General features: G+C 64.0%; 15 protein-coding genes and 1 pseudogene. 13 read left to right on the top strand and 3 right to left on the bottom strand.

Annotation, left to right across the window (positions count from 1 at the left end; genetic code table 11):
• The first annotated feature begins 123 nt into the window (after positions 1-123).
• The 9 genes from OKW37_RS09905 (at position 124) to OKW37_RS09865 (ending at position 7,564) form a co-directional block, all read left to right on the top strand.
• On the top strand, positions 124-1,026 hold the full coding sequence (locus OKW37_RS09905; protein WP_429406764.1) for a DMT family transporter: 903 nt from the start codon (positions 124-126) through the stop codon (positions 1,024-1,026).
• Between the two features lie 208 nt (positions 1,027-1,234).
• A complete protein-coding gene (locus OKW37_RS09900) occupies positions 1,235-1,585 on the top strand; it encodes a YqhA family protein (protein ID WP_187613911.1) in 351 nt (116 codons plus the stop codon).
• A 51-nt stretch (positions 1,586-1,636) separates the two neighbouring features.
• Positions 1,637-3,160 (top strand): fumarate hydratase, encoded by a 1,524-nt coding sequence (locus OKW37_RS09895; protein ID WP_429406767.1) that lies wholly within the window; start codon positions 1,637-1,639, stop codon positions 3,158-3,160.
• A gap of 202 nt (positions 3,161-3,362) precedes the next feature.
• Positions 3,363-3,842 carry a bacterioferritin gene (gene bfr, locus OKW37_RS09890; protein WP_018418627.1) on the top strand — a complete coding sequence of 160 codons (480 nt, stop codon included), beginning with the start codon at positions 3,363-3,365 and terminating at the stop codon, positions 3,840-3,842.
• Between the two features lie 164 nt (positions 3,843-4,006).
• Complete coding sequence (gene murI, locus OKW37_RS09885; protein WP_429406769.1) at positions 4,007-4,894, top strand: glutamate racemase; 888 nt, start codon at positions 4,007-4,009, stop codon at positions 4,892-4,894.
• A gap of 148 nt (positions 4,895-5,042) precedes the next feature.
• Complete coding sequence (locus tag OKW37_RS09880) at positions 5,043-5,297, top strand: (2Fe-2S)-binding protein (protein ID WP_090803857.1); 255 nt, start codon at positions 5,043-5,045, stop codon at positions 5,295-5,297.
• 333 nt (positions 5,298-5,630) lie between these two features.
• The gene (locus tag OKW37_RS09875) at positions 5,631-6,368 is read left to right on the top strand and encodes an energy transducer TonB (RefSeq protein WP_429406771.1); all 738 of its coding nucleotides are present in this window, start codon (positions 5,631-5,633) and stop codon (positions 6,366-6,368) included.
• Between the two features lie 28 nt (positions 6,369-6,396).
• Positions 6,397-7,128: a MotA/TolQ/ExbB proton channel family protein gene (locus OKW37_RS09870; RefSeq protein WP_184044393.1), complete on the top strand. Its 732-nt coding sequence runs from the start codon at positions 6,397-6,399 to the stop codon at positions 7,126-7,128.
• Positions 7,129-7,144: 16 nt separating this feature from the next.
• Positions 7,145-7,564: an ExbD/TolR family protein gene (locus tag OKW37_RS09865; protein WP_090803854.1), complete on the top strand. Its 420-nt coding sequence runs from the start codon at positions 7,145-7,147 to the stop codon at positions 7,562-7,564.
• A 434-nt stretch (positions 7,565-7,998) separates the two neighbouring features.
• On the opposite strand, the gene OKW37_RS09860 is transcribed toward OKW37_RS09865, so the two are convergent.
• Positions 7,999-9,009: a LysR family transcriptional regulator gene (locus OKW37_RS09860; RefSeq protein ID WP_184062149.1), complete on the bottom strand. Its 1,011-nt coding sequence runs from the start codon at positions 9,007-9,009 to the stop codon at positions 7,999-8,001.
• A gap of 122 nt (positions 9,010-9,131) precedes the next feature.
• Here OKW37_RS09860 and OKW37_RS09855 point away from each other — a divergent pair, with 122 nt between their 5' ends.
• The 4 genes from OKW37_RS09855 (at position 9,132) to hemP (ending at position 11,625) form a co-directional block, all read left to right on the top strand.
• Positions 9,132-10,010, top strand: a complete 879-nt coding sequence (locus OKW37_RS09855) for a pirin family protein (RefSeq protein WP_090803851.1) — start codon at positions 9,132-9,134, stop codon at positions 10,008-10,010.
• A 203-nt stretch (positions 10,011-10,213) separates the two neighbouring features.
• A complete protein-coding gene (locus OKW37_RS09850) occupies positions 10,214-10,612 on the top strand; it encodes an OsmC family protein (RefSeq protein WP_184044399.1) in 399 nt (132 codons plus the stop codon).
• Positions 10,613-10,697: 85 nt separating this feature from the next.
• The gene (locus OKW37_RS09845) at positions 10,698-11,180 is read left to right on the top strand and encodes an SRPBCC family protein (RefSeq protein ID WP_090803848.1); all 483 of its coding nucleotides are present in this window, start codon (positions 10,698-10,700) and stop codon (positions 11,178-11,180) included.
• A gap of 184 nt (positions 11,181-11,364) precedes the next feature.
• Positions 11,365-11,625, top strand: a complete 261-nt coding sequence (gene hemP, locus OKW37_RS09840; protein ID WP_429406776.1) for a hemin uptake protein HemP — start codon at positions 11,365-11,367, stop codon at positions 11,623-11,625.
• A 281-nt stretch (positions 11,626-11,906) separates the two neighbouring features.
• On the opposite strand, the gene OKW37_RS09835 is transcribed toward hemP, so the two are convergent.
• Together OKW37_RS09835 and OKW37_RS09830 are read right to left on the bottom strand one after the other, a co-directional pair.
• Positions 11,907-13,316 carry a 4Fe-4S binding protein gene (locus OKW37_RS09835; RefSeq protein ID WP_429406778.1) on the bottom strand — a complete coding sequence of 470 codons (1,410 nt, stop codon included), beginning with the start codon at positions 13,314-13,316 and terminating at the stop codon, positions 11,907-11,909.
• A pseudogene (locus tag OKW37_RS09830) lies at positions 13,313-14,160 on the bottom strand (FTR1 family iron permease). Before OKW37_RS09830 ends, OKW37_RS09835 begins: the two are co-directional and overlap by 4 nt.
• Positions 14,161-14,221: the final 61 nt, after the last annotated feature.

Raw genomic sequence — 14,221 nt, 5'->3', positions numbered from 1 at the left:
CGCAGCACATTGCATACCGCTGATGCGAACTCGACGCACCGCCAGCGCGCCCGCTTTCGCACCCTTACGCTCTCTCGCACGGCCTTTTACAATGCTAACTGAACTAGCCGTCCGGATTCCAGCTTGAATCGCTACGCCCTGCTTCTCATTACCTCGATGCTGCTGGTCGGCAGCAACGTCGGAATCGGTAAATCGATCGTCGCCTTCGTCCCCGTCCCGCTGTTTGCGCTGCTGCGTTTCGTAATCGCGATGGCCGTGCTTTGGCCGCTGTTGCGCGTGACCAAACTGCGCCGCGTCAAACGCGATGAATGGATCAACCTGTTTTTGCAGGCTCTATTCGGCACCTTCGGCTTCACGCTGCTGATGCTCAACGGCGTCGCCCGTACCAGCGCGGTCGCGGCCGGCGTGATCACGAGCACGATTCCGGCGGTCGTCGCGCTGCTGTCGTGGCTGATCCTGAAGGAGCGGCCCGATGGCCGCGCGCTCGCGTCGATCGCGCTGGCGATCGTCGGCGTCGTCGTCATCAATGTCGCGCACTTCCAGGCGGGCGCGGATGCGACGGCCGGCACCGGCTCGCTCGCGGGCAACTTCATGGTGCTCGGTGCCGTGTGCTGCGAATCGCTGTACATCATTCTGTCCCGCCGCCTCACGCAGACGCTCGCGCCGATCGATATTTGCGCGTACACGCATCTGTTCGGCCTGCTGCTGATGCTGCCGCTCGGCGCCGGCGCGCTCGCGCATTTCGACTATCGCGCGGTGCCGTCGAGCGTCTGGATGCTGGTGTTGTGGTACGGGCTGTCGGCCAGCATCTTCTCGTTCTGGCTGTGGATGAAAGGCATCCGTCACGTGCCAGGCAGTCTTGCCGGCGTGTTCAGCGCGGTGCTGCCGGTCGCCGCGGCGCTCTACGGCATCGAGTTCCTCGGCGAGCGGCCCACGCTCGCGCACGGCATCGCGCTTGCCTGCGTGGTCGCCGGTATCGGCCTCGCGAGCCTGAAGGCGCGCAGCGTGCCGCCGATCGCATCGTAATTCTGGTGTCGGGGGCGCGCTGCCCGCCGCAAAGCAGCAGCTTCGACCGACGCTGTACAATGGCGCGCCTGACGCGAGTCTCGCGCCCCTTCGGTGGCCGCGCCCCGCACCGCCGTCGGCGCCTGGCCCCCTGTTCCGTCACCTGCGCTTCATCTGACCGTTGCCTATGTCCGCTTCGCGACCCGCCTCCGCCCGTCCGCGCCGCCCCATGCGCGCGCTGCCCCACCTCGTTTTCATGAGCCGCTGGCTGCAGGTGCCGCTGTACCTCGGGCTGATGCTGATCATGGTGATCATCGGCGGCTATGAAACGTTCGTATCGCGCCTCGGCCTCGACGGTCATCCGGACGAACCGGAATGGCTCGATCACGTGAACGCCGGCGTGCTGAAAGTGAAGCTGTCGATGGCGCTGATCAGCATCTCGTCGATCCATCTGCTGAAGACCTTCATCAGCCCCGACCAGAACACCACGCACACGCACCCCAAACATTTCGAAGGACCCGCGGCATTGCACGCCGTGGGCGGCATCAAGGTTTCCACTCCCATGAAGGCGCAAGACTGACCGCACCGTGCTGCGATCCGACAACAAGCGCCACTCCCCACTGAGCTAGCCATGACCGTCATCAAACAGGAAGACCTGATTCAAAGCATCGCTGATTCGCTGCAGTACATCAGCTACTACCATCCGCTCGACTACATCGAAGCGCTCGGCCGCGCGTACGAGCTCGAACAGAGCCCCGCAGCGAAGGACGCGATCGCGCAGATCCTGACCAACAGCCGCATGTGCGCCGAAGGCAAGCGCCCGATCTGCCAGGACACCGGCATCGTCACGGTGTTCGTGAAGGTCGGTATGGACGTGCGTTGGGACGGCGCGACGATGAGCGTCACCGACATGATCAACGAAGGCGTGCGCCGCGGTTATCTGAATCCGGACAACGTGCTGCGCGCATCGATCGTGAGCCCGCCCGAAGGCGCGCGCAAGAACACCAAGGACAACACGCCGGCCGTGATCCACTACGAGATCGTGCCGGGTAACACCGTCGACGTGCAGGTCGCGGCCAAGGGCGGCGGCTCGGAGAACAAGTCGAAGTTCGCGATGCTGAACCCGTCGGACTCGATCGTCGACTGGATCCTGAAGACCGTGCCGACGATGGGCGCGGGCTGGTGCCCGCCGGGCATGCTCGGCATCGGCATCGGCGGCACCGCTGAGAAAGCGATGGTGATGGCGAAGGAATCGCTGATGGACCAGATCGACATTCAGGACGTGATCGCGCGCGGCCCGAAGGACTGGATCGAAGAGCTGCGCGTCGAGCTGCACGAGAAGGTCAACGCACTCGGTATCGGCGCGCAGGGCCTCGGCGGTCTGTCCACTGTTCTCGACGTGAAGATCATGGCCGCGCCGACGCACGCCGCATCCAAGCCGATCGCGATCATCCCGAACTGCGCGGCGACGCGCCACGCGCACTTCACGCTCGACGGTTCGGGCGTCGCCAAGCTCGAAGCGCCGTCGCTCGACGCATGGCCGAAGGTGCACTGGGAACCGAACACGGAAACCAGCAAGCGCGTCGACCTCAACACGCTGACGCCGGAAGAAGTGGCGGGCTGGAAGCCGGGCCAGACGCTGCTGCTGTCGGGCAAGATGTTGACGGGCCGCGACGCCGCGCACAAGCGCATCGCCGACATGCTCGCGAAGGGCGAGAAGCTGCCGGTCGATTTCACGAACCGCGTAATCTACTACGTCGGCCCGGTCGATCCGGTGCGCGACGAAGCGGTCGGCCCGGCGGGCCCGACCACTGCGACGCGGATGGACAAGTTCACCGAGGCGATGCTCGCGCAAACGGGCCTCATTTCGATGATCGGCAAGGCCGAGCGCGGCCCGGTCGCGATCGAGGCGATCAGGAAGCACAAGGCCGCGTATCTGATGGCCGTCGGCGGTGCGGCGTACCTCGTGTCGAAGGCGATCCGCAGCGCGAAGGTGCTCGCGTTCGAAGACCTTGGCATGGAAGCGATCTACGAGTTCGACGTGCAGGACATGCCGGTCACGGTCGCCGTCGATTCGAACGGCACCTCCGTGCACCAGACCGGCCCGAAGGAATGGCAAGCCAAGATCGGCAAGATTCCGGTCGCCACGGCTTGATGAGTCGCGATTAACGCTACTCAGATCAGTCGAAAAGCCGGGGCCGCGATCCCGGCTTTTTCTTTCCGTGCGTCATGCACGCGCAAGGCGCCGCACGCACGAGGCCGCCAACGCCGCCAACAGTTGTATCGGATCTCTTGGCTTTTTTGGACATGGCGTTTATTGTTGTTGGAAATTCAAGGTTCCCGAAAAAGGAAATAACATGCAAGGCGACAAGAAGGTCATCGAATATCTGAACGCGCAGTTGAAGAACGAACTGACCGCGATCAATCAATATTTCCTGCATGCCCGAATGTACGGCCACTGGGGCCTCGACAAGCTCGGCAAGCACGAGTACGACGAGTCGATCGGCGAAATGAAGCATGCCGACATGCTGATCGAACGGATCTTCATGCTCGACGGTCTGCCGAATCTGCAGGACCTGCACAAGTTGCTGATCGGTGAGGAAACCAAAGAGATCCTCGAATGCGATCTGAAGCTCGAACAGATTTCGCAAGGCACCTGCAAGGAGGCGATTGCCTACTGCGAATCGGTGCGCGATTTCATCTCGCGCGAAATCTTCACGAAGATTCTCGACGACACCGAAGAGCACATCGACTGGCTCGAAACCCAGCTCGATCTGATCGACAAGGTCGGTATCCAGAACTACCAGCAAAGCGCGATGGGCTCGGTCGAGTCCTGATCGAAGCACGCTGAAGCGTCCCGCGCGGTAGCGGCACGACGCCTGCCCAGCAGGCATTCGCGCCGGACCGTACCGCACGGGCGATATACTGGCGCGCTTGTTCGCGCCTCACCGTGGTTTCACCCTTTTCGCCGACCGTCACTTCACGCTCGTTTTTCTCGCCTATGCCCGCCCCTTCGCCGTCGCCGACGGTCCGCAGTGTTGCCGCTGGCGCCGCGTCGCAGGCGCCGATCGGCATTTTCGATTCGGGGCTCGGCGGCCTGTCCGTGCTGCGCGCGGTGCGCGCGCAACTGCCTGACGAGGCGTTGCTGTATGTCGCCGATTCGCTGTACGCGCCCTACGGCGAGCGCGACGACGACTTCATCACCGACCGCACGCTGGCCATCGGCGAATGGCTCGCCGCACAAGGCGCGAAGGCGCTCGTGGTCGCATGCAATACGGCGACCGCGCAGTCGATCGCGCTGGTGCGCGAAAAGCTGCCGATTCCGCTCGTCGGCGTCGAGCCGGGTGTCAAGCCCGCCGCGCTGCAATCGAAAAGCCGCGTCGCCGGCGTGCTGGCGACCCAGGCGACACTGCGCAGCGCCCGCTTCCAGGGGCTGCTCGAACGCTACGCCGCCGACTGCCGCTTTCTGTGCCAGCCCGGCCACGGGCTCGTGCAGGCGGTCGAGCGTTGCGACGTCCGCTCGGCCGAACTGCAGGCACTGCTGCGCAGCTACCTGGAACCGATGCTCGACGCGGGCGCCGACACGCTGGTGCTCGGCTGCACCCATTACCCCTTTCTCGACGCGGCGATCCGCGACATCGTCGGCGAGCGGCTCGCGCTGATCGACACGAGCGTGGCGATCGCGCGTCAGCTCGAACGCGTGCTCGAGCAGCACGGCCTGCGCGCCGCCGCGTCGGCCGGGGGCACGCCGCTGCCGCGCTTCTATTCCACCGACGACGGCATCCATCAGCAGCAACTCGCCGCCACGCTGCTGCGGATCGAGGCCGCGGTCGAGCAGGTATCGATACCGTCGGGCCGCACGGCCGCATCGGATTCTCGCGCCGCCTAGCGCCGGCAACCGACGCGCGCCCGCCCTTCCTGCCGACGAAATCCATTCTAAGAGTCTGGTTTTGTTACAAAAAATCGCACGGGACGCTTGCCAAACGAACCAAACAAAATGATAATAATTCGCATTAACGTTAGCTATGACGCCTGCCATGATCGTCTGTGTCTGCAAATCCGTATCCGACCGCACAATCCGCTCCTCGATTGCGGACGGCATCGACTCGTTCGACGAGTTGCAGTTTGAACTCGGCGTCGCCTCGTGCTGCGGCAAATGCGAGGAATCCGTGCGTGACGTGATGCTGCAAAGCGGTGTGTGCGCGAGCCGTTGCGGCGTGGTCGAGCATCGGCAGGTGCAGAGCGTCGCCGAGGTCGTGCAAGTCGCGTTCTACGAGCGCAAGGCAGCCTGAGCTCAGCTAGCAGGGCCCGGCGGCGCAAGCCGTGCCGGTGCGTCTAAAAGCCCCTCCGCTTCACGCACGCTTTATGTAACGCTCCGATGCGACGTTGAATGTGCCGCACGTCTGCAACACAACCGCAGTACTGTCCGCCGTACTGCGTTATCCCACTGCCGTCAGCAAGCCAGTACTCGTACCAGCCAGCTACCCCGCTCCCCCTTCGAAAGGAGTTCGAGATGGAATTGCTGATTGGTTTCGTGACTACTTTGTTCATTTCGCTGCTGATTTTCCGAACATGACGATGCCCTGTTTGACGCGCCGCCCGCACGGCGCGCTGCCCCACTGACCATGCAGGCTCCGCATCCCGTTTCCGCCGGCGCCCCGCTGGCGTCGTCCACCCGACCGAATTCCCGCGCGCTGACGGCCACTGCCATAGTCGCCGCGGTTCACGTCGCTCTGCTCGCCGTGATCATGATGCTGCGTCACGAGCCGGTGCCGGTCGCGCTCGAATCGCACGTGATGACCGCCGAACTGCTGCCGCCCGCGCCGCTCGCCGCGCCGGTCGCGCTGCAATCGATCGCTCCGCCGCCGCCCCGGCCGACACCGCCCGTCCATACGACGCCGAAAGCCCAGCCGAAGCCGGCTCCGACGCCCAAGCCGACGCCAACTCCGTTGCCACAGGCGGCTGCGCCATCGCCGACGCCGGTCGCGGCGCCCGATCCGACGCCGGCCGCGCCCGCCGCGCCGGCGACACCGCCCACCGCGGCAGCGCCCGCGATCGGCAAGCCGACGATGGAAATCAGCGCGCCGAAAAACGTGCCGCACCTCGATTGCAATATCACCCAGCCTGAATACCCGGCTCTATCGCGGCGCCGCGGCGAATCCGGCACCGCGTACGTGCACTTCGTCGTCGGTCTGACCGGCAAGCTCGAGAACATCGAGTTGAAGAAAAGCAGCGGCTTTAGCCGTCTCGACGACGCGGCCTTGGCCGCCGTACGCGCGAGCGCCTGCAAGCCGTATCTCGAGAACGGCGAACCCGTCAGGGCCGCGTACACCCAGCCTTTCAACTTCAATCTGACCGACTGAAGCAAGATTTCAAAAACAAGGAATTGCAATGCAAAACTACGGATTGGCACACGTGTGGGCGCAAGGGGATTTCGTGACGCGCGGTATCGCGCTCGCGCTATTGATCATGTCGGTGATGTCGTGGAGCGTGATCGTCGTCAAAGGCTGGAACGTGATGCGCCTGAAGCGCCTGACGAAGAACGCCGAGCAGGCGTTCTGGCATTCGGACGACCTCGCCGACGGCGTGAAGAAGCTCGGCGGCGGCGCCTCGACGCCGCATGACAACCCGTTCCTCGCGCTCGCGCTGTCGGGCCAGGAAGCGGCCGACCATCATCACCAGACGCAGCCGCATCTGCACGACCGCATGGACGTGTCCGACTGGATCACGCGCTGCCTGAAAGACACGATGGACGAAAGCGTCGCGCGCATGCAGAGCGGTCTCGCGATTCTTGCGTCGATCGGCAGCACCGCGCCGTTCGTCGGCCTGTTCGGGACCGTGTGGGGCATCTATCACGCGCTGCTCGCGATCGGCGCGAGCGGCCAGTCGTCGATTGACCAGGTCGCCGGCCCGGTCGGCGAAGCGCTGATCATGACCGCGTTTGGTCTGTTCGTCGCGATTCCGGCCGTGCTCGGCTACAACGCGCTGACGCGCGCCAACAAGGCGATCGTCGCGAAGCTGAGCCGCTTCGCTCACGGCCTGCATGCGTTCTTCGTGACCGGTGCCCGTCTGTCGTCGACCAAGCGCGGCGACGGCCTGCGTCTCGCAACCCGCGCCAACTGATCGACGAGGCATTCCAATGGCAATGAGCCCTTTCGCCGGAGACGATGACGACGGCCTGATGAACGAGATCAACATGACGCCGCTCGTCGACGTGATGCTGGTTCTGCTGATCGTCTTCATGGTGACGATTCCGGTGATCCGTCACGCGGTCAAGATCGATCTGCCGCACGCGAGCAGTCAGAGGGAAGACACGAAGCCCGCGCAGGTGACGGTGTCGATCGACGCGGACGGCAACGTGCTGTGGGACAGCACCAAGGTCGACGATGCGGCGCTCGCCGCGAAGATCGCCGCGGCCGCGCAGGCGAGCCCGCAGCCGGAGTTGCATCTCGATGCGGACCGCAAGGTGCCGTACGAGAAGGTCGCTCAGGTGATGTCCGCCGCGCAGGCTGGCGGACTGACGAAGATCGGTTTCGTCACGCAGCCCAAAGCGAAGTAAGCGGTAACGTGGCACGCGGAGCGGCAAGCGGAGCAGCGCGCTCGTCTACGGGAAAACCCTTTTAAACAGGGCCAAAAAGTAAAAGGCCTTCATCGTCGGATGAAGGCCTTTTTTTGTGCGCACTCGGCGCCTTCGGGCGGCGGGATCATTTGCCATCGGCCGAAGACTGATAGCTTTTATCACCGCATGCGAGGGCCGTGGTCGACACGGACAACGCGGTCAGCCCTATCAGGCCCGCTATGATAGCGGCCATGAGTTTTCGCATAGGACACTCCTTAGCGAAAGGGATTTCACTATATGCCTGTGTGCGCGCGCATTCAAGCAAACGACCATTGAAAGTAATCATGACAGGCCGCGCTTAAATGCTAAAAACGATTTCCGAAGCGCGCTAGCGACCCGCGGCGCACCGTGCCCCCTTAAGTTGCCACAGAGCCTCATGAAACCGCCGCCGACGCAGCGGAGGACGCCCTCGCCACCGATGCCTGCGCCGCCGCTTTTTCGGCGCGCTCAGGACACTCGCCGATGATGTGCTTGCCCTCATCCGGATCGAGCATCTCGACCAGATAATCGACGAACGCGCGCACGGCCGGCACCATCCCCTGACGCGACACGAACACCGCGTACAACTGCGGCGTCGGAAAACTCCAGCCCGGCATCACCGGCGACAGTTGCCCCGCTCTCAACGCGGCTCCATACATCATCTCCGGCAATGCGGCGATGCCGACGCCGGCGAGCACCGCCTCGCGAATCGTCATCAGATCGGCGGTCACGAGGCGCGGCTCGTGTTCGTGAGCATGGCGCGTGCCGTCGGGCGAGATCAGGTTGTACACGTGGCGGCCGTCGCTCGTCGGCACGTCGAGTGTTTCGAAGCGGTTCAGGTCGCCCGGCGTCAGCGGCGGCGCATTCTGCTGCAGCAGGCTCGGCGCGCCGACCAGCATCTGCTCGGTGCGCCACAGCGGCCGCACGACGATGTTCGCATTTTCCGGCGGATCCGAACGCACGCGCAGTGCGACGTCGATCGAATCCTCGAACAGATCGACCACGCGATTCGTCACGCGCATCACGACGCGCACCTCCGGAAAGCGGTGCATGAATTCCGGCAGGATCGTCGACAGAATCGTCTGCGAGATCGTAACCGGCACGCTGACGCGCACCGTGCCGCGCGGCGACGAGCGCAGTTGCTGCACGACATTGACCGCCGCCTGCGCTTCGCTGAGCATTGCCTGACAGTGCTGGTAGAACAGCTGCCCCGCTTCGGTCAGTGCGAGCTTGCGAGTGGAACGCTGCAACAGGCGCACGCCGAGCGACGCCTCCAGCTCCGTGAGCCGACGCGACAGGCGCGACTTCGAGATGCCCAGCACCCGCTCGGCGGCCGAAAATCCGCCATGTTCGACGACCTGCGAAAAGTACATGAGGTCGTTCAGATTGTGTGAATCGATCTTCATCTCATCGTTCCATGAATAGAACAATCCATTGCTGAGGGACGGCTGGCACCGCCAAAAACGGTCCCTATAATAGCCCCATGTTTCAGAAATCGCGCTATTCCCCATTTTTCGAGGTGATATTGATGACTACGTCACGCACGATCGAACGCACGTTCCCGTCGGTTCGCACAGTGGAGGGCGGCGGATTCATCGTTCATCGACCGTTTCCGACGCGTCTGCTGATGGACTTCGATCCGTTCCTGCTGCTCGACGAAATGGGGCCGGTCGACTATGCGCCAGGCGAGGCCATCGGCGCGCCCGATCATCCGCATCGCGGCTTCGAGACGGTCACCTATGTGCTCGAGGGCCAGTTCGGCCACAAGGATTCGGCGGGCCATTCCGGCACGCTGCACGCCGGTGACGTGCAATGGATGACCGCGGGCGCGGGCGTCGTGCATAGCGAAATGCCGGACCCGGAATTCACGCGCACCGGCGGTCGCGTGCACGGCCTGCAGCTATGGGTGAACCTGCCGCGTCGCGACAAGATGATCGCGCCGCGCTACCAGGAAATTCCGTCGACACGCATTCCGGCCGCGACGTCCGAAGACGGCCAGGTGCGCGTGAAGGTCATCGCGGGCGAAGCGCTCGGCGTCAAGGCCGCGATCGAAACGCGCACGCCGATCCTGTATCAGCATTTCTCGTTGCAGCCGGGCGCGACGATCCGCCAGCCGGTACCGGCCGACTATCGCGTGTTCGCGTATGGGCTGTCCGGCAAGGGCGTGTATGGCGAAGGCGACGCGCGCGCGGACATCGACGCGCGCACGATGGTGGTGTTCGCCAACGACGGCGACGCGGTGACCATTACGGCCGGCGACGAACCACTCGAAGTGCTGCTGCTCGGCGGCGTGCCGCTGAAGGAGCCGGTGGTGCGCTATGGCCCGTTCGTGATGAATACCGAAGACGAGATCCGTCAGGCGGTGATCGACTATCAGGCCGGGCGGATGGGCGCGATCACGCACTGACAGGCAGCGCCTGCCGCGCGTTTGTCACGCCTGTCGGCGCGAGGCGAAGCTTGCCACCAGCCCGCGCGCGCCGCCAAATCACCCGCCTCGGGGCGCGAACGCCGCTAAATTCGTTCACAATATCGGCTCATGTCGCGCGGCCCGCGTTGATTTCGACAGTCCGCGGCGCGCGACGCTATTAGATCCCTAGCAGAGGAGCGCACATGGCAGAGCCCACCGTCACCGCCCACATCGGTTCGACGAATTTCCAGGTCGTGTTCGACGACGGCAAGCACACCTGGCTTGCCGACGAACCCGAATCGCTAGGCGGCGGCGACCGCGGCCCGACGCCGGTCTCGCTGCTGCTGTCGAGCCTCGGCGCTTGTACCTCGATCACGCTAAAGATGTACGCGCAGCGCAAAGGCTGGCCGCTCGCGGGCGTACGCGTCAAACTGTCGATGGAAACCGGCGACGCAGGCTCGACGATCGACCGTCAGATCATGCTCGATGGCGAACTCTCCGGCGAGCAGCGGGAACGGCTTTTGCAAATTGCCAATGCGTGCCCGGTGCACAAGATCCTCACGCACACGATCTCGATCCGCTCCGCGCTCGCGGTCGCTTAACAGTCGCAGCAAACGCGCATAGGACGGTCGGACGCCGTCCGTTCGGGTCACGGGTATTGCAATATTTTCATAGGACGCAGTCGTCTTGAATTTCGAACACCTTATTCAGATCAACGATCCGTTGAATCCCTTCGTCGAATCGATGACCCGCGAGCAGCTGTGGGAAGGGCTCGTGCTGCGCGCCGAGCAGCCGCAACTGTTCGTGATTGGTCTCGACAGCTGCACGATCCTGTCGCGCGACGGCAATGTGCTCGAGCGTGAGTTGCACTACGGCCAGGCCACCGTGCGCGATCGCGTCACGCTGCAGGAAAGCGAAAGCGTGCGCTATGACATCCTGCCGACCGCCGAGCACGTCGGCGGCTCCCTGACGATGACGATCGAGCAGCCCGATGAGCTGCAGTTGTTCCTACGCTTCGAGTACGCGACCACGCTGCCCGTCTCGACCGACCAGGACGCCGTGCAGACGCAGGAGATCGTCAAGTCCGCGTATCGCGAGAACGATATCGATACGGTGCGGCTGATCCGCCAGTACGTCGCGGCCGGGCAGGAACCGGGACCGTTGCACTGACATACCGCGCGGGCGCCCTGCCCGCGCTCTCGCGGGGTCATGTCAGAATGGCTTCCAGAATCGCCATCTAGACGCACTTTCATTCAGCTATCAAAAGTCGGATCCGATCAATTTCTCGATCTTGTAAATAGGAATGGTTATCATTTAGAATGATCACATCGAATCGACGAACAAGCTAAAACGAATGACCGATATGACTCGCTCCTCCACGCTCAGCCTGCGCCGCTCGGTGGCCGCGCTAACCAGCCGCCCGAAATCGTCGACGACGGCCGTGCCCGCGGCGAAACCCGGCGCGCAACGCACCGCCGGCCAGAGCGAGACGTCGGAACGGGTCGTGCGCAGCGACGCGCTGCTGCAAGGCCATAGTCACATCAGCATCGTGCACAACGGCGACACGTATCAACTGCGTGCGACGCGCCTCGGCAAGCTGATCCTGACGAAGTAGCAAGGCAACACGAGGTAAGTACCGGGTATTGTGGGGACCACCTCCCAGAGAGGTGTTAGGCATTAGCCAGCCACGACGGTTTGCACGCGAGAACTAGACCCCTTCGTGCAGACACCAAGCCAGCCGTCGCAGCAAGCCAGGCCGCTTTTTTGGTTCTCGCTCGAAAGCCGATGCGCGCAACGGCGTACATCGCTGAAAATGATAAAGCCGTGGGATGTGACCATCCCACGGCTTTTCGTTTGCGCTTGCGCCTGCGTTCGCACCGGACACAGGCTGAAGACTTACTTCGAGGCCCAGCCCCAGAACATCAGCCACCACGCGCTATTGACGACCGCCAGCGCCGCGACGAACCACAGCATCGCCAGCGCGCGTTGCACGAAGCGCTCGCTGTAGCGGCGCGTGACGAGCCACGCGAGCCATGCGCTCCACGCGCTCGCAATCACGAGAATTGCGATGCGCAGATCCGACGCCCACCACAGCGACACGTGCTCGGCGCGCAGCAGCGACAGCGTCGTCGCCGACAAACCAAGGAATACGCCCGCGCCCGCGATCGGAATCAGCCCCTGCGTCAAGTGATGCAGACGCGTTGCGTCGAAGCGCCCGAGCATGCGCGTCGCGCCCGTCAGCAACAGCAGCAGCACGGTGCCGTAGACAAGCGCCGTCGACAGGATGTAGCCGATCAGCAGCGAGCCGTCGAGCCACGAGAACACGTCGTTCTGGTCGGGGTAATGCGTGAACAGGAACCACGGCGCGTTGGTGTCGAGCGGCCACGTGATGTCGCGATCGACGAGCCACGTCGCGGCGAACATCTTCAGGTCGATGAACCAGCGCGACGCGGTCCAGTGGAACGCGCCGATCGCGATGCCGAGCAGGCCGTACAGGATCAGCGCGGTGTCCCACGGGTTCGCGTTCTTGTCGCCCAACTGCACGACTTCGGTCGACGGCTTGCGCCATGTCAGCGCGATCGCATCGCGGTGTCCGCTGCAGCGGCCGCACATATGGCAGTCCGCCGCGCCTTTCATGTTGCGCAACGGCACGAGCGGCGCGCAGTTGATCGGAATCACGCGATGCCCATGCTCGCCGTTCTTATACGAGCGGCGCCACGCGTCTTCGTCGACCTTGTAGTGAAACGGCGCGAGCCGTGACAGAAGCGAAAAAACCCCGTTGACCGGGCACAGGTATTTGCACCAGACGCGCTTCTCGCGTCCGTATAGCAGACCGATCACGATTGCCGCGAAGGTCGAGCCGCCGAGCACCAGCAACACCGCTTTCGGATACTGGTAGACGCTCACCATCTGCCCGTAGATCGTCGTGATGCCGAACGCGACGAACGGCCAGCCGCCCCAGCGCATCCAATGCGGAATCGCGCGGCCGCGGCCGAATTTGCTCGCGAATTCGGCGAGCGCGCCCTCCGGACACAGCACGCCGCACCAGACGCGGCCGAGCATCACCATCGACAGCAACACGAACGGCCACCAGATGCCCCAGAACACGAACTGCGCGGCGAGCGTCAGGTTGTTCCACAGATGCGCGGTGTCGTCCGGCAGCGGCATCAGCGCGGGCACGACGATCAGGAACGCATACACCGCGACCACGACCCACTGGATGCCGCGAATCACCGCGCCGTGGCGCTGCATCCACTGGCCGGCCGCCGCGAGGCGGCCCGGCCGGGCAGCCATCACGGCGCTCATGCCGCGCGCCCTACCGTCTGCTGCGCGGGCTTGCGACTGGCGCGGCGCACGAGCAGATAAACGACCGCCCAATACACGGCATAGGCGAGCAGATTCATCAGCGCCGGATGCGCGCGGTAGCCGGTCAGCGTCGCGCGACGAGCGAACCGAAGGTGCTCGAGTCATCGAGAATCGCCGACGAATTCCACAGCTGGTCGACGAGCGTCGGCAGGATTTCCTTGTCGATCAGCTTGTCGACGCCGGTCTGGAACAGCCCCGCGCCGAGGAACAGCAGCATGATTTCGGTGACGCGAAAAAAGAGCCGCCACGAGATGATCTTGCCGCCGAGCTGCAACACGTAGAAGGTCAGGAACGCAAGCGCGAGACCGATCACGACAGCGAGCATCTGACTGCCGCCGACATGACCCGACTGGCCAAAGCCGAGGCCGTACAGGAAGATCACGGTTTCGCTGCCTTCGCGCGCGATCGCCAGTGCGACCAGCAGCGCCACGCCCCACCAGTTCGAATCGCGCTGGCTCTTTTGCAGCGACTGTTCCATGTCGCGCTTCAGCGTGCGGCCGTGCTGCTTCATCCACAGCACCATCTGCACGATCAGCACGCAGGCGATGAGCACCATCGCGGTCTGGAAGTAATCCTGCGCGTCACCGGAGAGCACCTCGGTGAAGCCGACCAGCGCCGCGCCGAGCGCCACCGCCGCGATCACGCCGGCCGCCACGCCGCCCCACAGGTACGGCAAGCCGCGGCGGGCGTCGTCGTCGCCATTTTTCAACCACGCGTACAGGATGCCGACGACCAGCAGCGCCTCGACGCTCTCCCGCCACACGACGAACAGAATCTGACCCATTCAAGCTCTCCCTTCGATCCTTCTACTGCCCGCTTCCGTTGCCTCGCGCCGACAGCGCCCG

The sequence above is a fragment of the Paraburkholderia sp. MM5482-R2 genome (assembly GCF_050436125.1).
Taxonomy (GTDB): Bacteria; Pseudomonadota; Gammaproteobacteria; order Burkholderiales; family Burkholderiaceae; genus Paraburkholderia; species Paraburkholderia tuberum.
The sequence above is the reverse complement of the archived record's forward strand: the minus strand, read 5'-3'. Positions and strand labels throughout refer to the sequence as shown.